Consider the following 18663-nt stretch of genomic DNA (forward strand, 5'->3'; position numbering starts at 1 on the left):
TTATTCTGTTTCCTCATAACGGAAATAGTTGAAATCAGCAGGCAGACGCTCGCCGCTTGTATCCTGGCACTGCATGCCGACAAATGCCCCTGTAAAAAATCCTCCTCCTCGAATGAAGTCATCAGATAGGTGGCTAGATTCAAATATCACATCAATTTCCTTCCAGTCTTTTTGATCAAATGAATAAGAATAGGTATATGTTTCTTTCTGAACGGTCACTTTTAAATACACATAGGTGACCTCCTCTGGAATGACGATTTTTTGTGCCAATGGCTGAGAAAAGGAAAGGTTTTGACAGGCAGATAATTCAAGAATGCGGCCAAGTTCCTCGTCATATGTCACCTGAAGCGCTGTCCAATTTTCCGTATTGTAATAATTCACAAGACCAGCGGCTTGCTGAAAATTCTCTGGAAAGAACAACACAGCTGTCTCTGCTTCAAAATAAAAGCTTTGCCAGCGCCTTGCAACGAAAGCTTGAGTAAACTTAGATGTTAGAGATTCCTGACCGTATAACCTTAAATGCTGAGGTTTTTCCGTTAATGAACCGATCTGTTCAGTAAAAGGAATTCTTAATGTTTGGAAGTGTCTATTTAACGTTGATTCTTTAAACTCATCGACTGTATGGTAGGTAGGAGCAAAAACCTTTTCGTTGATCGCTGGCGCTTCAACCTCCAGCGTTCCTTCTTTTCCGCCCACAACATACGGCCAGCCATCCTTCCATTCAAGCTTTTGAATCGCTGTTTCTCTTCCTAAAGGACACCACCCTCTTTGCTGAAAAATAGATTCCTTGCTTGATTGAATGGGGCGACCAGTGAGATGAGCGAGGTACCATTCATTTGTGTGCGTTTGAACAATGGAAGCATGCCCGCATTTTTGAAGCGGATGTTCAGGTGAGTGAAAAGCACTTAAAATTGGGTTATCAGGATGAACCTCATAAGGCCCTTCAATTTGCGGGGAACGGGCAATTGTTGCCGCATGCTCGTACCTGGTGCCTCCTTCTGCTGTTAATAAATAATAGTAATCACCGATGTGATAAAGATGCGGTGCTTCTGTCAATTTAATCGGTGTGCCTTTAAAAATGACCTTCCGCTGACCAATGAGTTTCTTTTCCGTCACGCTATATTCCTGCAAGGCAATACCCGCAAAGGAATGGTGCTTTTCCCTATGATCCCACAGCATATTTAAGACGTATTTCTTCCCGCTTTGGTCATGAAATAAAGAGGGATCAAAGCCAGAGCTATTAAGCTTAACCGGCTCACTCCAATCACCATCAACCTCACTTGCCGTAACCAAATAATTATGACCATCTTTAAATGGACCATCCACTACTTTGATATCTGAATAAATGAGCCAAAACTGACCATCTGCATAGCTTAGGCACGGTGCCCATACTCCGCCAGAATCAGGATTCCCTTTCATGTCCAGCTGCGACGTTTTTTGCAAAGGACGCGCGGCAAGTCGCCAATGCACAAGATCCTTCGAATGATAAATTTGTACCCCTGGAAACCATTCAAATGTAGAGACCGCCATGTAATAATCTTCTCCTACACGGCAAATACTTGGGTCCGGGTTAAATCCTTTGAGTACTGGATTGGTGATTTTCATTCAACTTCCTCCTCTTTCACGACCTACATTTTAAAATCGTCCATATGATCGATATATACTTGATCCCTATTCTCAAGCTCCCTCACGACTTTTTGGTGCTCTTCTTCATCTAGGTTATAAAAATTAATATCAATCATCGCTAAAATCAGTAAGCATACAGGAATCACTGTTACCGTGATTAAAATGCCAAGCAATGCTTCTGGCGTCTGTATTTGGTTTGCAACATAGCCAAATCGATCGAGTACAAGCCCCGGAACAATCCCGCCTAATGCCATCCCAAATTTAAAGAAAAATCCAATGACTGCGTAGATCAGTCCGCCCATCCTTTTTCCAGTTTTATATTCGCCATATTCAACAGTCTCAGGAATGAGCGCCCACATGTAAGCACCCGCTGTAATACTCCCCGCAGCAGCAACAAGCCTGAAAATCAGTATTAAAGTGATTTGACTCGGCGGTATCACAAGTAAGGCAAGAAGACCTACTATATTCAGCGATAAAGAATAATTCAGCAGCTTTTTCTTTCCTAACAGCTTGTGCAGCTTCGGAATAAACGGCAGCACCATTAAAGCTGGCAGACTGCCAATGAGTCCGTACCATTTCACTAAATCTTCTCTGCCAAGGTTATACGTCACATAATAGATCCCAACAGAGTTGCTGATCGAGTTCACACCAAAAATAATAATAAAGAAAATGCTTAATACAACAAGCGGGCGATTCACTCGTAACTGGACAAAGATATCACTGAATTTAATCTTTTCCTCTGGCTTTTGAAGCGTGACACGTTCATTCGTGCTTTTAAAACAGAAAATCAGTAATGCGCCGCCAAGAACGCCGAGAAAAGCCATCGTCATCTGCCAGCCAAGTGCTGTATTTCCTGTCGTATCACTTAAAAAGGTCGCAAGAAAAGGAACAAAAAAAGCAACAACTAGACCACCTAGATTGGCAAACACCATACGAACGGACGTAATACTGACAACCTCTTGATTATTTCTTGTCATTGCGGAAGTTAAAGCACCATAAGGAACGTTGATGAATGTGTATGTAAGCGATAAACCAACATACGTGATGTAGGCATAAATGAGTTTACCCATTTCGGAAAAATCAGGTGTTGTAAAGCAAAGAATGGCAAGTACGACAAAAGGAAACGCACCGAATAACAAATAAGGTCTGAATCTACCAAAACGGCTGTTCGTCCGGTCTACCAATGCACCAATAAATGGATCTGCAAGCGCATCGATGGCGCGAACAACCAAAAACATCGTCCCTGCTGCTGCCGCTGATAAACCGTACACATCTGTATAGAAAAATAATAGATACGTAGAAACAGTTGCGTAAATCAAATTACATGCGAAATCCCCTGAAGCATATCCCACTTTTTCAGACATACGAATCTTCTTTAAATTCTCACTAACCATGAGCTTTCTCCCTTCTTCACTTAGCCTCTTCTAACGAACAGATGACGGAGGGCAGCAGCAATCAATACAGGGAATATAAAGCGCTTTCAATTTGTTATAAAAATGTAGCTGAACATCTCTTCCTTTCAGCTTAGCCCAAATGCGCAGCAAAACAGTCGAATGACAGAATCATCTCCTTCAATATAGAGATCAATACTTGAAATTCATCTTAGTTTATTGACCAAACAAACTAAGATGAATTCATTTTATAAAATCTGATCTGACTTTTCAATATATTTTGAAAAAATAATCCAAATAATCGATTTCTTGTCATTCATCTTGTGAAATGACAAGAAAATCTGAAAGAATTCATTTAAAGGTTGCATTCAAGCTCATCCCATGCTATATTAATCAAGCGATGAGCTGAATTGTGTAAGTCGGGTAACATGTCTCTTTGAGACACACACGAATGTGGCGTGTGGTTATTCCGCCTCAATACGCAAAAGACATCTTCTTAGGAAGATGTCTTTTTTCTTACCCTATTTCAGATTGTTGACAAAGGGCTAAAATGATCTTGATTTTAGCCCTTTGTCTACTTTTTCAGCGTGATAGAAAACCTTTGCAATCTAGGAAGGACGAGTACTGGCGCGGAGCGAATTTGACATTCGTGAGCACCAGCACGCAGGACTGACACCGAATGCGAGGGTTTGTCTACACGCTGAGACGTCTTCTTAGGAAGATGTCTTTTTTCTTACCCTATTTTTGTTCCATTCTCAACCGGTTCATCTGTCGCTAACAACACCACGTCTTCTTTTGACGGCATGCCTCCTAAGACAAGCACTTCTGATTTGAACCCTGCAATTCTTCTTGGCGGGAAATTAACGACCGCTACGATTTGTTTGCCGGTAAGATTTTCCGCTGTATAACGCTTTGTCAGCTGAGCACTAGATTGCTTCACACCAATTTCTTCACCAAAATCAATCTTGAGCTTCAACGCAGGCACTCTTGCCTCTGCAAAAAATTCTGCTTCTATGATCGTCCCAACGCGAATATCTAACGCCAAAAACTGTTCAATATCTGCCATCTGACTCTCTCCTCTTCATAAAAGGTAACGTAATCTATTGATTATTCATTGTAGCACATTCATTTTGTCATAGAGGAGGTTCAAAAAGCCTATACAGCGTTAAAATCACCTTTATAGTTTACATAATAAATTTATTGTCGTGTATTAAATGTTTGCATCCTGAAAATGAATTCAGTAAAATGGCAAATAATCCTACTGCTTCCTCCCGAATATATTGGGGAGGGTTCACACTTGTTTACATTATCGGATATGTGGACGTTTTGCTGGTCGTTTTTTGTCATTCTTCCTATCGTTGCCATCCTGCATCAGCTTGGCCATATTGTGGTCGCGTGGATGTTTGGAGCAAAGGTTTCCTTTGCGCTTGGCAGAGGGAAAAAAGTGTTGAAAGTAGGCGTCGTTGAAATTAGACGAATCTATTTTCTAGATGCATTTTGCCACTATGAAGAAATGAGGAAAAACAACCGATTGTCGCACATTCTTGTCTACTTAGGCGGTTCATTATGCAACCTGCTCAGTGTTCTCATACTGAACACAATGATCGCCAATGATTTCCTGCCAGAGCACCAATTTTTCTATCAATTTGCTTACTTCTCAGTCTACTATGTATTTTTTGCACTACTGCCAGTCCAGTATGCAGATCATCATCCGAGTGATGGGCAAGCGATTGTGAACATCATTCGGCACGGTGAACCATGCGACATCATTGACTAACATGATGACTTTCACTGTCAATATGATAATGAATCGTTAAAAAAGGAATACCGAACAGCTTCATTTGATGTACCGCTGTGAGACTTTGATCTGTCTCCGGCTTCATATGAAAGCTTTCTTCCATTGGCAGTTTCATGGTGATAAAAGGCGTATGCAAATACAACCCTTCGTCACCGGTACTGCCTTTTGGACATGCGCTTTTTAATAGAAAATCTTCTTTCTCATTAAAAGGCTTTAAAATAGCTGTCAGCTGAGAATACGGAAGTGGCAGCGCAATATTCATATAACCCGCAGCTGCATCGTAATGAAGAGCATAAAGAGCAAAAAAGACTTGCTCTCCTTTTACATTGTGACGTATCCAAGCCCGAACATTTTCCCTTTCTTCCTTCGGATGTTGAAATCTAGTCAGACGTCCCTTCATCTCATATGGATGACGAGATAACCCCAAATATAGCTGACCTATTTTCTTAAACACTGGCTGAAGTAAAAAAACAAACGGCCTTACCCACCAATGAAAGTTGACGGCTGCTTTTAATGTAAAAGCCATAGGGTCTTCATAAAATCTGCGAATCACAGGTGAGACCCTATCAGCTGAAAATGTCGTTCCATTTAATTCATCAAGCGAATCGACTAAACCCAGCTTCTCATGGTTATGCACGCTTTCCTCTTGAAAAGAGATCAGTTGAAACCGGCCATACACTTTCGAAATCGGGAAGTTCTTCTGCTTTAATTGATCCTTCGGCCCTTCAATCAGCCAGCCAATCAAACCCGGCAAAATCACAAAAAAAGCATTGATACTGCCATGAAACCAAATCATCTGATCCATGCTGATGTAGGTCACACGCATCAGCATACCAGCGGAATAAAGAAGTGATAACACGATCGTCCCCATTAAAACTAAGCTAGAAAACACAACAAGACCTTTTGCCAAAGTTGACCGAAATCTTGTTTTCATACAAAGGATGCCATATATGAAGAGGGTCATCACATAAAGAATGACGCTGAACGTATCAAATAGACGGGAAAAGCTAATCCCAACAGCAATCATCACAGGCGACAGCAAAATCACCCAGCCTGCCGCTTTGTATAAAGCTGTCTCTTTTGTTCGCTGCCTTCCTAAAAATCCATAAAAAAGCGGGATAAAAAAAGCCGAGTAATGAAAATGAATAGCGGTCAAAAGAACAATGATCGGCGAAAATGTCATCACCTGTATATCTGCTGTGTACAGCCAAAACCACAGACCGCCTAAAGCGAGATACATCCATGCGCCATCAATCATCAGCTCATGAAGTGGAAAGATTCCTCTTTTCAGCAAACGAGAAAAGCCAAATAACGCCAATAAGATTGTATATAAAAGCCATCCCGATGCAAACCAAGCGGAATGATAGATAAAAGCAGTGGTTGCACAAAGAGCCGCTAGTGGAAAGGCTTTCATTAAAAAGCCGATCAGCCTCTCTGGCTTGTGTTTCTTCCCTTCTTTCTCAAAAAAGTGTAAGGCAGAGGGAACAAAAAATAGAATTGCCATGAGAACAAAAAATTCTGCTACCCGGCCTGTCATGAAACGGGTGGCGATAAAACAAGACATGAAGATCAGACTGGATATCAAATGCCACTTATTCATCATGAGACACCCTTTCTGTAAAACGGCCTTTATATGTAAAAAGAGTACCAAACAGGCGATTTTTCACGTGGACATCAATGGTATATTCACCTGCATGTTCATCGTAGCCTTCCGTTACATCTGACACACCATAAAGCCATGAAGGCAGCGGCCATTCCCTGCCGAATATCAAAAACTTCTGCCGGCCGGATTGGATGTGTAAGAAACCATGCTTTGTTACTGTAAAATGAAGCTCTGACACAAGAAGTCTAGGTTTTCCAAAGTAGTCTAGTACTGTATGACTCTTCTGATCAATGATCATATCTGCATCAAAGTGCCGCTCCTTCTTTGGGAAATAAAACGTTCGATACCAGTGCATCCCTTCCTCCCCCTTAATTGTCACAAAGGGCTCGTTGACTATTTGGAAAGGAATGTTTCTCCCTCTCTCGGGGAAAAAACAACGAAACAGTGGACCCATTCTGAAGATCAACCGAATGAGTCTTGACCCACCGCCTATTTCCTCCATCGTACCATCAGCAGAAAACGCGCGGTTGTATCTCTCTTTTAGCTTTGGATGCAGCTTATCGTAATCCTTTACTTGATGACGATGAACGACCATGTCTACCTCCCCTTTTTCGTTTGATGGAAAATACATCTACACAATCTTTTAGATTGATCATACCTGCAATCGACAAAATGAAAAATGCACTCATCACAAGCGGCTCATGAAGCGTCGTTTGCGGGGATAGGACCCCTATACAAAGCATGATGAGAAGAAACATACTTTGAAAAATGAATAGATATTTCTTTGATAGCTTGGGAATTAGCCATGATACGCCTAAAAGCGCATAAAACAATCGGAAACTCGTGCTATGATCAAAAGCCGAATGTGAAAAAGGAATGACCGCTTGGCATAGCCAGACGATGGCAAACAGCAAACAAATCCCGTAATGAGCAAGTGTTCTCTCTAGTAATAACCGAGGATGTGTTCCCTTTTCAAGCCACGTCTTTAATGCACCAAAACTAAAGGCTGTCATAAACCCGATCATTGGGCGAAAAAGAATCCGGTCTGCCCATGTCCATCCTTTTCCTTCTTTCGTTTTGTAATCAAATTGAGTTTGAAACACAATGTGGTCGCTTGTTTTCATATACTTCCAGTAGCCACTGCCTTCTTTGATAAAAGACAATGGGTGTGACGATTTGAAATGAAGTGAGGATGCCCTCTCATTCCGTTCATCCATCATTCTTGTTCGATAAGCTCCTGTCCCTGTGACACTTAAACCAAACCCAAGATGCTGTTCATACAAAAAGGATTGGGGCTGTTCATTTTGAGGTTCATTTAATGAAATGGTTGAAAAGCGCAAATCCCATTGTTCATGAAGCTTTGGATTTTGCGTATATTCCCATACTTTCTCTATCGGTGCATGAATGGTTGTTTCCACATAAACAGGCTTTCTTTTCATCTGCCTCTACTCCTCTATGTGAATTATTTCACATAACAAGCATACCATGTTTCACAAAACTGTCAAATGTTTATTCTTTTTTTGTCAAAAAATTGGTTCAAGATGGTCGCCTCTTTAACATATCGGTTCACTACCAAAAAAAGACCTGTCAATGAGACAGATCTTCTTTTTGCAACACACCTGAGATATAAAGCTTGACCGCATAGCTCACACTGTCTTCAAGCTGTTCTTTTCGTTGAAATCCATTTTTATTTGAAATATCACCGAAGCCGTGCAATAAGCTTCTTAGTCCTCTGACCACATGTGTCATCTCTTCTTCTTTGACACCAAAACGGGCCATGATGGATTGGACAAATTCAACAAGGCGCTCTGCCTCACTTCTTACTTTTTTCTCCTCCATATGTGAAAAGGCCGCTTCATAAAGGCCTGGATGTTCGCGGACAAATTGAACATACTGTTTGGCAAAGGCTAACACAGCTTCTTCTTTATCCAATCCCTCTGTTACGTGTATACCTTCTTCACGTAGCATGGACAGCCCTTTTTCTGCGAGTGCCGCCTGAATTTCAAGAAGACCAGATACATGATTATAAAGAGAAGGTGGTCTGATGTTCAGCTTTTTAGACAATGTAGCAATGGTCAATGCAGAAAAGCCCTCTTCATCAACAAATGCGGCTGCTGTATCGATGATTTTTTCTTGCGTGATACCCATTCTTGGAGACACGGTTTACTGCTCCCCTTTCTTTAACTGATGCTGCCTTTTTGTTATGGCAGCTTGAAGCTTGGCATGAGGTTCCATGAAAAGATCACCATGTCCTACTGCAAGACAAGATAAGGGAAGTGCCAGCAATTTTTCGGCACTTTTGAGTGCTGTTTCTGCATCCCAAGTGGCAAAAGCCGGGAACGGGAAGGTCAAGCGAAACTCACCCGTTACGAATAAACCGCCTTTTGTCACAAGTGCATCTCCTGCAATGACAATCCCTGACCTTTCATCGTATAAAGAAATGCTTCCAGGTGTATGTCCTGGTGTTGAGATGACTTTAAGTGACCCAATCTCGTCCCCTTCTTCGACAAGCACATCTGGTTTTGTGTGAATGTCTTTTGAAAAACTGCCTTTAATTTTTTGCTGAGGTTCACCAGGAAGCAAGGAAAAATCACCTTCAAAAAGGAGGGCATCGCGTTTTGATAAATAAACGACTGCCTCTGGAAAAGCCTTTTTCACTTCATCTAGTGCACCGATATGATCCATATGACTATGAGTGAGAATAATCTTGTCGATTGGCTTGTCTTTTTTGTGCGCAAATTCAATGATCGAGCTTGCTGCCATTTTTAAAGCAGCATCAATTAATATCAGTCCATTTTCTTCCTCAAATACATAGCAATTTACCGGAAATAGACGCGGCATCAATGTGAGCTGGTGCAGGCGATCAAAAGTTGTCAATCTCATCATATGTCCTCCTAAAACTAATGTTGTTAGTTTTATATTAACTAATGATATTAGTTTTAGCAAGCATTTCTTCATCAACCGCAATATAAATATCAATTTGCGCTTCTTTTGGATCTATAGATCTTTCATCATACCATTCAAAGTCGCCTGTATATGTGCGGTAATGGCGCTCATCCCACGCCCAAATCTGCTGCCATGTCTCCAACACAACCTCTTCAATAGGTCCCTTTCTCGTTCGGAATTTTGCGTAAGTCGATGAAGGAATCTCTATGACATGTTCTACCTGCTGATCCACGAATTGCCCAGCAGTAAATAAATAAGAGCCATGCTCATCTTTTTCATAATCTGAATATAATCCTATGACGGGCGCTTGCCCTCCGTGAAGCTGCTGCGCAAAAAATTGTTGCCAGAGTGGAGCAATCTTCCGCTCTTTTGTTTGCTCCATTTCGTTTGTTGTTCGAACAGACAACCCTTTCATCCATTGTTTCTCTAATGTCACGATATCGTACATATATTCTCATCTCCTTTTTTTCTATCATATAAAAAGAAACCTGACAACATTGTGTCAAGTTTCTATTCGTTTGAGAAATTGTTTCAACTGAATGTCAAACGCTTCTTTGACATGCTTCGGGGAAAGAATGTCAACATCTGGACCTAAATGGAATAGGAAACTATTTAACCAATCATCAAGAGGTACGGTAATGGTGGCAAGGTAAGTGCCGTCTGAACAAACATTCAATTCGTTCTCATCTACCCATTCCTTCACTTTCCCCACTGATGCTTCCGTTAACCTGAGCGTGACAGAGCTGACCGACGGTTGTTCTTGCCAAGAATCATTCCAAGGCTTTTCTTCGTTTTTGATTCTTTTCGGTTGAAAATAACCTGAAATGGTGACAAGACCCGTCATTCTAGTTAGCTTGAACAGACGAAAAGCTTTTTTTACACAACAGAACGCATACAAATACCAATGCCTCCCTTTTAAAACGAGCGTATAAGGCTCCACTTTGCGTGGAAGTGTTTCACCTTTCGCATTGCGGTAAGTAAACTGAATGTATTGGTGCGCTGACGCAGCTGTATGAATGAGCTGGAGCTTCTTTTCTGCCTGGCTGTCTTTTCCCCAGGAGCTTAAATCAATGAAGACATGATGCTGCTTTTCGTTTTCACACGTATGCGTGGGAATAAGCGATTTGATTTTTTTCAGTACATGTTCGCTTTCTTTAAAGGAATAGGCACTCGTCATGCTTTCGAGGGCTGTTAAAATGACCTCGATGTCATCATCGGTAAATAATTTTTTCTCTAAACGATAATCCTCAACAAGTGAAATGCCTCCACCTGCTCCTTGGGTTGTGACAACAGGGATTCCCGCTTGATTGATGGTATCAATGTCACGATAAATGGTCCTCGTGCTCACTTCGTGAAGTTCAGCAAGATCTTTCGCCTGTACTTGCTTCTTGCTAATGAGCAGCATCACAGTAGATAAAATGCGGTCGATTTTCATGACTTTTCCTCTTTTTCATAAATGTAGGTTTTGTTTTGATAAAAAAAGAAAGAATGGTAAAGATAAGTAACAGCCAGCATTCGTTTACATCCCTGCACGTGCAGGAGGAGGTTGCATCATGACACATAACGTGTGGCAATTGTTCATGATTGGGAGCATTATGTTGATCTGCATCATGATTCGAATGAATCGAATGAGACGCTATCAGCTTGTACGCCCCATCAGGCTTTTGATGAGAATGTATATCTTTGGTCTTTCAGCCCTTATTCTCCTATCAGAAGGATGGCAAAATCATAATATCCTCATCTATGCCGCTATTGGTATGCTTTTTGGAAGCAGCCTAGCTGTTCATGCCTATCAGACGATTCGTATGAAAGAAGAAAATGGCCGGCTGTATATGAAAACGAGTAAATGGATTGAAAGCTTCATTTTGTGTTTGTTTTTATCCAGGCTTAGTTTTAAGCTGGTTGAGCTCACAAACCATTCGATGACCAAAATCAGTGTCGTTGAACTGTATCAGCACATCGTGAGCGATGATGCGATGACCATGCTCAGCTTTTTTCTTTTAGCTGCTTACTATGTTGTTTTTTCTTTTCACATGATGAAAGCAAATAAACGATCGACACATGTGCATCATGCATAAAAACCTTCCTATATGAAAGTAGGAAGGTTTTTTATCAATCGTGCTGTGCATGGTGAATCATCTGTTCAAGCACTTCCATCACATGCTGATCTTCAGGGCTGTAAAAAATCGAGGTCCCTGCTCGTCTAGATTTCACGAGACGAAGGTTTTTTAAAAAGCGCAGCTGATGAGAAACGGTTGATTGCATGAGATTCAGTGTTTCTGCTATATCATTTACCGAGTGTTCACCTTGAGACAGCAGGTGCAGAATTCGAATACGTGTCGGATCAGATAAAGCTTTAAAGGTTTGGGAGACAAGAAATAGACTTTCTTCATCCAGCTCCATCCGTTCCTGTTCTTGATTTGTATTCAGTTCTTCCTTCATTTTGCTTCACCTTTCTTGTCCGTCAAATCACGACTTATTCTATGTATCATCATATACCAAAACGTCCGGCATGCAAAGAGAGCACACTTTAGAAAAAAGATTTACTCAAATAGCATTGACACTTGGTAGCATTCTTTTTAAAATGAGCATTATTTATTCATTTTTTTAGAGGAGCTGATAGGCAAATTGACTGAAGAGCCAAGACTAAAACGCAGCCTGACTGTCTTCCCACTTGTTGTGATCGGGCTTGCTTATATGGATCCACTTGTCGTATTTGATTCATACGGCATTGTGGCTCAGCTGACGAAAGGACACGTCGCTACAGCTTATATATTTACGTTACTTGCATTACTATTGACAGCGCTTAGCTATGGGAATATGGTGAAGGCTTTTCCAAAAGCAGGATCTGCTTATACATACGCGCAAAAAAGTATTCATCCTCATGTTGGCTTTCTTGTAGGCTGGACACTTTTACTGGATTATTTATTTTTGCCTATGGTGAATTTTGCGATTGGAAGTGCTTATTTAACCGCAGCCTTTCCTGATGTACCTCATTACATTTGGATCACCATACTTGCTATCGCCATAACGACTGTCAATGTAATCGGTATACGGCTTACAGCCAACATCACGGCACTATTTGTGACCTTTCAGGTCATTGTCGCCGTCACTTTTGTTGGGTTTATTATGTATGGGCTCACGCAAAATGCAGGCAGCGGGGAATTATTGTCCGCCCGGCCTTTTTATTCGGCGAGCTTAGATCCAGCGCTTATTTTTTCAGGCGCAACCATTTTATGTTTTTCGTTTCTAGGATTTGATGCGATTTCGACCCTGTCTGAGGAAACCATTAAGCCAAAAAAGACGATCCCACTTGCCATCTTCTTAACCGTCGCCATTGGAGGCGTACTGTTTACCTTGACGTCTTATTTTTTGCAGCAAGTATTTCCAAATTTTCAGCAGTTCAAGCATCCCGATGCGGCCTCACTTGAAATTGCGGATTTTGTGGGCGGCGCCTTTCTCCACTCGTTCTTTTTAGCTGGCACAATGGTCGCTGTTATCTCTTCTTCCTTATCGTCACATGCAAGTGCAGCAAGGCTATTATATGCAATGGGTAGAGATGAGTCGTTACCGAAGCGTTTTTTCGGATATATACATCCGAGATTAAAAACGCCTGTTTTTAATATTTTATTAATTGGTGCTTTCTCCTTAACCGCAGTCGTTGGCGAACTTGAAGTCATTTATTCCTTTATCAGCTTCGGCGCGTTGATTGGATTCACATTAGTGAACTTATCTGTTTTTGCGTACTATTTCATTAGACAAAAACAAAGAGGTGTACTCAATACATTGAGATACGCAGTGATTCCTCTGTGCGGGACGGCCTTTTGTATACGGCTGTTAACGAACATCAGTACAAATGCATTAATCATTGGTTTGCTTTGGCTAATTATCGGTTTTGTTTATTTCTGCTACAGACTGAAAACAAGACCCGAATTTACATTTGGGTACGATTGATTATAAGGTTTTCACTTGGTATCTTGTGCAGGATATGGCATAATAAAAAGGCTGTACTTCCCTTTTAAAAGCGGGGCAAAACAGGGGTGAACTGACCTTGAAAAAGAAAAAAACAGGATGTTTTGCCATTTCAGGCTGCTTCACGATTTTTCTGTTTGTTTTCGTATTAGCAGCCATTGTCATGTCCTTTAATCAAAAGGAGTTAAAAAAGCTGCCGATTGATACGGAATCAATTGTTTTGTCGAGATTGGATGATTTCAAACCGCTTGTAGAAACAGAGTTAAGAGATCAAGATTTAGATCAATATACCGCGTTAATCCTCGGTATGATGTATCAAGAATCAAAAGGCAGAGGCGGAGATCCAATGCAGTCCTCTGAATCTCTTGGTTTGAAACGAAATGAAATCAATGACCCTCAGAAAAGCATTAGACAAGGAGTCCATCATTTTTCTACTATGTACAAGCATGGGAAGAAAAAAGGCGTTGATTTGGAAACCATTATCCAAAGCTATAATATGGGAATTGGCTATATTGATTTTGTTGCAAAAAACGGGGGAAAACATTCCGAGAAATTGGCAAAACAATACTCTAAAAAGCAAGTGAAACGAAACCCAGAAGTCTATACGTGCGGAGGCAACAAAGATAACTTCCGCTACCCATATTGCTTCGGTGACTTCACTTATGCTGAAAAAGTAAAAGAAAAAACGAAAACAGTTGAAGAAAAGATGAAATTGGCTTCGTCATCCTCACCATCATCGTAAAAAAAGCACTTCCTAAATGGAAGTGCTTAGATTGTTGACAAAGTGCTAAAATGATGCTTATTTTAGCACTTTGTCTTCTTTTCAGCGTGACATGAAAACCTTTGAAGTCTAGGAAGGACGAGTACCGGAGTGGAGCGAATTTGACATTCGTGAGCACCGGAGCGCAGACCTGACAACGAATGCGAGGGTTTGTCTACATGCTGAAGCACTTCCTAAATGGAAGTGCTTTTCATTTTATCGCTGTTCTTTTCCGATTTCCGGCAGGATCGTTTTCGCTAAATGCTGATCCATTTCCTCATATTCATCATAATGAATCGTTTCATACAGCTCTTGTCTCGTTTGCATGTCCTTTAGCATTCCTTGCTGCGTCCCCTTCTCCATGATTTCTGTAAATAAACGCTCATACGCTTTTGCAGCGACTCTGAGTGATGACACAGGGTAAATGACCATTTGAAAGCCAAATACAGAAAATTCGTCTGCATGATAATAAGGCGTCTTGCCAAACTCCGTCATATTTGCAAGGAGCGGTCCTTTAATATTGTTTGACGCATGCGTGAAGTCCTCTGCTGTGATGAGTGCCTCAGGAAAAATAGCGTCAGCTCCTGCTTCTACGTAAAGATTGGCCCTGCGGATGACATCCTCCATCCCATTTACGGACCTTGCATCGGTTCTCGCAATCACCAAAAGCGTTGGTGCCACTTGTTTGATGGCTTTGATTTTCGCGATCATCTCTTCTACTGGAACGAGCGATTTTCCGTTTAAATGTCCGCATTTTTTAGGCATTTGCTGATCTTCAATTTGAACAGCTGCCACCTTACTTTCTACCATTTCCTTTGCCGCCCTTGCAGCATTCAATACACCGCCATAGCCAGTGTCCATATCGACCAAAAGCGGCAGCTGAGAAGCTCGAATAATTTCCTTCGCTTTTTCAGCCATTTCCGTTGAATGGATCATGCCGAGATCAGGCAATCCTTTGCTGGCACAAAAGGCGGCTCCGGATAAATAGAGCCCTTGGAAGCCCATTTTTTTTGCATAGAGCGCAGACATTCCATCGTGAACGCCTGGAATTTGAAATAAAGCTGATTTGTGCATTTGTTCTTGAAAGGCTGCGGCTAAATCTACTTGACTTGATTCATCATTCACGATCCACACACTAATTCCCTCCCTTATATGACGAATAAGTCCATAAATGCTGGTACGGTTGTTGTTTTTAATTGATTTGGATTTTGACAGAGTGACACAATTTGATCCACTTGTTTTTGTGGAAATCTCGTCTTCAAATGATAGAGCCATTTCTTTTCAAGCAGAGGAATGCCTTCCTGCCTTCTTCTGCGATGACCAAGTGGATATTCAATTTCGATTCGGTCTGTCATCGTCCCGTCTTTAAAGAAGATCTGCACACTGTTTGCAATGGATCTCTTTTTCGGATCTAAATAATCCGCTGTATATTGTTTATCTTCTTTGACGACCATTTGATCCCGGAGACGATCAATGACCGGATTTTGCGCCGTTTCTTCTTCATAATGGTCAGCTGTGAGCTCACCATAGATCAATCCAATCGCAGTAATATATTGCAAGCAATGATCGCGGTCTGCTGGATTATACAGCGGTCCCTTCTTATCGATAATCCGAATCGCTGATTCATGTGTTGTAATCTCTACCCGGTCAATGTCATCTAATCGACCTTTTACAGCGTCATGCAGGATCATAGCAGCCTCTGCAGCCGTTTGGGCGTGAAACTCAGCAGGATAAGCAATTTTGAAAAGCACATTTTCGATGACGTACGATCCTAGCGGCTGAGCGAGTGTGAGAGATTTCCCTTTCATCAGAACATCTTCAAAGCCCCACTTCTCTGCACTAAGCGGCGTTTGATAGCCCATTTCCCCTTTGAGTGTCATCATTGCGAGTCTCACCCCGCGGCTTGTTGCATCACCCGCTGCCCATGATTTCCTTGATCCTGTGTTTGGGGCATGACGGTATGTTCTAAGCGGTGAATTATCAACAAACGCTTGTGATAAAACATGCTGCACGTCTTCCTTTGTTCCGCCAAGCAATGCACATACAACAGCACTTGTTGCTACTTTGACAAATAGCACATGATCCAAGCCATTGCGATTCAGACAATTTTCTAAAGCCAGCACACCTTGAATTTCATGTGCTTTGACGATCGCATGTAGTACGTCATTCATCGAAAGCGGCTCTTCCCCGTTTGCAAGCCGTGTTCTGCTGATGTAATCACTCACAGCTAATATCCCGCCTAAGTTATCTGACGGATGTCCCCACTCCTCTGCAAGCCACGTGTCATTATAATCTAACCAGCGAATCATACAGCCTATATCAAAAGCCGCTTGAACAGGATCTAGCACAAAGGAAGTACCTGGAACTCTTGCTCCATTAGGTACAACGGTTCCAGGGACGATCGGTCCAAGATGCTTCGTACATTCAGGAAAATTGAGCGCCAGCATTCCGCAGCCAAGTGTGTCTATAAGCACATAGCGTGCCGTTTCAATGGCTTCTTTACTCGTAATTTCCCCGTCTACTGCATAGGCTGCGATTTCTTCTAATAGCTGATCCGTTTGATTGGCGACTGCTGTTTTATTCATGTTCATTCCCCCATTTTTCCATCATCATCTGAAACTTTTAATCCTCTTGGCCCTAAATAACGGACTCTCGGTCTGAAAATGCGATTATGCAAATGCTGTTCAATGACATGAGCAGCTAATCCACTTGCCCTTGCAGCAAAGAAAATCGGTGTATAAAGTGAAATTGGAATCCCGAGCACGTAATAAATAGGTGCGGCGTAATAATCAAGGTTCGGATAGAGGTTTTTCTTCTCTTTCATGTATGCCTCTCCTGCTACACACATGTCATAAAGCGTTGTATCTCCCTTTGATTCCGTAAGCGTTTTCAATGATCGTTTTAAAAGAGCGGCTCTTGGGTCCATTTTTCTCATGTATACCCTATGGCCAAAGCCCATCATTTTTTCCTTTGCTGCTAATTTTCGCTCAATCAGCGCAAGGAAGCCTTCCGTTGTTTTCCCTTCGAGAAGCATATGCATGACAGCTTCATTTGCTCCTCCGTGCAAGTCACCTTTTAATGAAGAAATTGCTCCAGTAAAAGCACCATACATGTCAGAATGTGTGGATGCGATAACTCTAGCGGCAAACGTTGAATTAGGCAGCTCATGTTCACTATATAATGTGAGTGTTTGGTCAAAAGCGGTGATTTCGTCTTGGGTTGGCGTGCGTCCGGTTAGCATGGTTAAAAAGGTTTCAGTGTAGGATTCGGTCTGATCTGGAGAAATAGCGGCGTCTTTTGTGAGAATATGATAGCTTCCAGCGACAATGGCCGGCAGCTGGCCGAGTAATCGCACAGCACGCTTTTGCTGGCATGCTTCTGATCGATCTTGTAACGCATCATCGTACCCACTAAGAGCAGATATGCACGTTCTCATGGCATCCATCGGATGTGTGGTTTTTGGCAGTTTTGTTAAAATGGTTTGAATGGTTGGATGTAAGTTGGTTTGTGAGGAAATGTCTTGCTGAAACTGGTGATATTCCATCGCATCTGGTAATCTTCCATAAATAAGCAGATAGGCTGTTTCTAAATAGGTCTTTTTTTGTGCCAACTCGATGAGGTCATACCCGCGAATTACAATCTCTTCTTGCTGCACATCTAAGTATGAGATAGACGTTTCGCTTGCCACAATGTCTTCAAGCCCCGGTTTATACTGCAGTTGTTCAGTCATCATATAACCCCCGTTTCGTTCAATTGTTGTTCTCCAAACGAGCAAACGGCCAGAAATGATGTGAGTCTATAGATGGGAAGATACCGTGCAAGTCGGATACCCAATTCCCATTTTATCCAAAGCACTGCATCTTGTAAATAAAAGAACGTATGTCCAGTTGGACATACGTTAGCTGTAGTATGGAGAAATCATCATATACACAATGACGCCAGTGAGACTGACATAAAGCCACAGCGGCATGGTCCAGCGAGCAATTTTACGGTGACGCTCGACTTGCATCTGTGCGCCTCTAAACAGCGTAATCAGGGCAAGCGGTACAATGACTGCTGATAAGACGATATGTGTGATTAAAATAAAGAAATAAATTGGACGGATAATCCCTTCTCCTCCGAAATGGGTATCAGCTGCCATTGAGTGATAGGTCACATACGAAATTAAAAAGACAAGTGTCGTTGAAAATGCAGCAAAGATAAATCGTCTGTGCGCTTTAATGTTCTTTTGTTTAATCATGATGAGTGCTGAAAGTAAAAAGATAAACGTAAAGCTGTTCATCACGGCATTAAGTAACGGCAAAAATGTAATATCCAGATGGCTAAATTTATCTGATTTTGGCATTAAAAATAATAAAGCGATTAATCCGTTGATGGCAATTGTTAAAATGATCACAATACCAGTAAAATTTTTCGGTTTTTGATTCTGTTCGTTCATGTTTGAAAACCTCTCTTTATTAGTTCCGACTAAGAGTATGTTATTTAAATTTCTCTATAAAGTCAATGAATTCGCTGTCTTCGTCGAATTTTAGACAAACTTGCAGGTTGCAGGCGTTCTAACGGCTTG

At 41.6% G+C, this 18663-nt stretch carries 19 protein-coding genes; 4 read left to right on the forward strand and 15 right to left on the reverse strand.

All coding sequences use genetic code 11. The features are described from left to right. From MHH54_RS09495 to csaA, 3 genes are all read right to left on the reverse strand, one after another. Positions 1-1605: a glycoside hydrolase family 43 protein gene (locus MHH54_RS09495; protein ID WP_342500226.1), complete on the reverse strand. Its 1605-nt coding sequence runs from the start codon at positions 1603-1605 to the stop codon at positions 1-3. Positions 1606-1628: 23 nt separating this feature from the next. Beyond that, positions 1629-3020 (reverse strand): MFS transporter, encoded by a 1392-nt coding sequence (locus tag MHH54_RS09500; protein ID WP_058014922.1) that lies wholly within the window; start codon positions 3018-3020, stop codon positions 1629-1631. Between the two features lie 730 nt (positions 3021-3750). Further along, entirely contained in the window at positions 3751-4083 is a 333-nt protein-coding gene (gene csaA / locus MHH54_RS09505) for a chaperone CsaA (protein ID WP_003215734.1), read from the reverse strand. A 231-nt stretch (positions 4084-4314) separates the two neighbouring features. Here csaA and MHH54_RS09510 point away from each other — a divergent pair, with 231 nt between their 5' ends. Next, the gene (locus MHH54_RS09510; RefSeq protein ID WP_003216048.1) at positions 4315-4794 is read left to right on the forward strand and encodes a site-2 protease family protein; all 480 of its coding nucleotides are present in this window, start codon (positions 4315-4317) and stop codon (positions 4792-4794) included. Here MHH54_RS09510 and MHH54_RS09515 read toward each other — a convergent pair. The 7 genes from MHH54_RS09515 to MHH54_RS09545 all read right to left on the reverse strand — a co-directional run bounded on the left by MHH54_RS09515 (position 4784) and on the right by MHH54_RS09545 (position 10799). Beyond that, positions 4784-6415, reverse strand: coding sequence for a YndJ family protein (locus MHH54_RS09515; protein ID WP_342500227.1), 1632 nt, complete (start codon positions 6413-6415; stop codon positions 4784-4786). The genes MHH54_RS09510 and MHH54_RS09515 overlap by 11 nt on opposite strands. Then, the gene (locus tag MHH54_RS09520) at positions 6408-7013 is read right to left on the reverse strand and encodes a DUF4166 domain-containing protein (protein WP_342500228.1); all 606 of its coding nucleotides are present in this window, start codon (positions 7011-7013) and stop codon (positions 6408-6410) included. Before MHH54_RS09520 ends, MHH54_RS09515 begins: the two co-directional genes overlap by 8 nt. Continuing rightward, positions 6976-7857, reverse strand: a complete 882-nt coding sequence (locus MHH54_RS09525) for a hypothetical protein (protein ID WP_342500229.1) — start codon at positions 7855-7857, stop codon at positions 6976-6978. Before MHH54_RS09525 ends, MHH54_RS09520 begins: the two co-directional genes overlap by 38 nt. A gap of 148 nt (positions 7858-8005) precedes the next feature. Further along, positions 8006-8578, reverse strand: coding sequence for a TetR/AcrR family transcriptional regulator (locus MHH54_RS09530; RefSeq protein WP_003216130.1), 573 nt, complete (start codon positions 8576-8578; stop codon positions 8006-8008). 3 nt (positions 8579-8581) lie between these two features. Continuing rightward, positions 8582-9301: an MBL fold metallo-hydrolase gene (locus MHH54_RS09535; RefSeq protein ID WP_342500230.1), complete on the reverse strand. Its 720-nt coding sequence runs from the start codon at positions 9299-9301 to the stop codon at positions 8582-8584. Positions 9302-9338: 37 nt separating this feature from the next. Further along, entirely contained in the window at positions 9339-9812 is a 474-nt protein-coding gene (locus tag MHH54_RS09540; RefSeq protein WP_137055101.1) for a GyrI-like domain-containing protein, read from the reverse strand. A gap of 54 nt (positions 9813-9866) precedes the next feature. Continuing rightward, positions 9867-10799 (reverse strand): YafY family protein, encoded by a 933-nt coding sequence (locus tag MHH54_RS09545; protein WP_050943934.1) that lies wholly within the window; start codon positions 10797-10799, stop codon positions 9867-9869. A gap of 118 nt (positions 10800-10917) precedes the next feature. On the opposite strand from MHH54_RS09545, the gene MHH54_RS09550 reads away from it, so the two are divergent. Continuing rightward, on the forward strand, positions 10918-11442 hold the full coding sequence (locus MHH54_RS09550) for a hypothetical protein (RefSeq protein WP_003215574.1): 525 nt from the start codon (positions 10918-10920) through the stop codon (positions 11440-11442). Between the two features lie 34 nt (positions 11443-11476). Here the strand turns inward: MHH54_RS09550 and czrA are convergent, their stop codons facing one another. Next, complete coding sequence (gene czrA / locus MHH54_RS09555; protein ID WP_007500691.1) at positions 11477-11806, reverse strand: Zn(II)-responsive metalloregulatory transcriptional repressor CzrA; 330 nt, start codon at positions 11804-11806, stop codon at positions 11477-11479. A 186-nt stretch (positions 11807-11992) separates the two neighbouring features. Between czrA and MHH54_RS09560 the strand changes: the two genes are divergently transcribed. Both MHH54_RS09560 and MHH54_RS09565 read left to right on the forward strand, forming a co-directional pair. Continuing rightward, positions 11993-13318 carry an APC family permease gene (locus MHH54_RS09560; protein WP_342500231.1) on the forward strand — a complete coding sequence of 442 codons (1326 nt, stop codon included), beginning with the start codon at positions 11993-11995 and terminating at the stop codon, positions 13316-13318. A 97-nt stretch (positions 13319-13415) separates the two neighbouring features. Continuing rightward, positions 13416-14078: a lysozyme family protein gene (locus MHH54_RS09565; protein ID WP_003215897.1), complete on the forward strand. Its 663-nt coding sequence runs from the start codon at positions 13416-13418 to the stop codon at positions 14076-14078. Positions 14079-14312: 234 nt separating this feature from the next. On the opposite strand, the gene prpB is transcribed toward MHH54_RS09565, so the two are convergent. From prpB to MHH54_RS09585, 4 genes are all read right to left on the reverse strand, one after another. Continuing rightward, complete coding sequence (gene prpB, locus MHH54_RS09570) at positions 14313-15230, reverse strand: methylisocitrate lyase (protein WP_342500232.1); 918 nt, start codon at positions 15228-15230, stop codon at positions 14313-14315. A gap of 14 nt (positions 15231-15244) precedes the next feature. Continuing rightward, a complete protein-coding gene (locus tag MHH54_RS09575; protein ID WP_050943930.1) occupies positions 15245-16681 on the reverse strand; it encodes a bifunctional 2-methylcitrate dehydratase/aconitate hydratase in 1437 nt (478 codons plus the stop codon). A 2-nt stretch (positions 16682-16683) separates the two neighbouring features. Next, on the reverse strand, positions 16684-17826 hold the full coding sequence (gene mmgD, locus MHH54_RS09580) for a citrate synthase (protein WP_342500233.1): 1143 nt from the start codon (positions 17824-17826) through the stop codon (positions 16684-16686). 168 nt (positions 17827-17994) lie between these two features. Continuing rightward, positions 17995-18534, reverse strand: a complete 540-nt coding sequence (locus MHH54_RS09585; RefSeq protein WP_003215636.1) for a DUF420 domain-containing protein — start codon at positions 18532-18534, stop codon at positions 17995-17997. Positions 18535-18663 lie beyond the last annotated feature (129 nt).

Origin of the sequence: Bacillus sp. FSL K6-4563 (genome assembly GCF_038630405.1) — a bacterium.
In the GTDB taxonomy this organism is placed as follows: domain Bacteria; phylum Bacillota; class Bacilli; order Bacillales; family Bacillaceae; genus Bacillus; species Bacillus pumilus.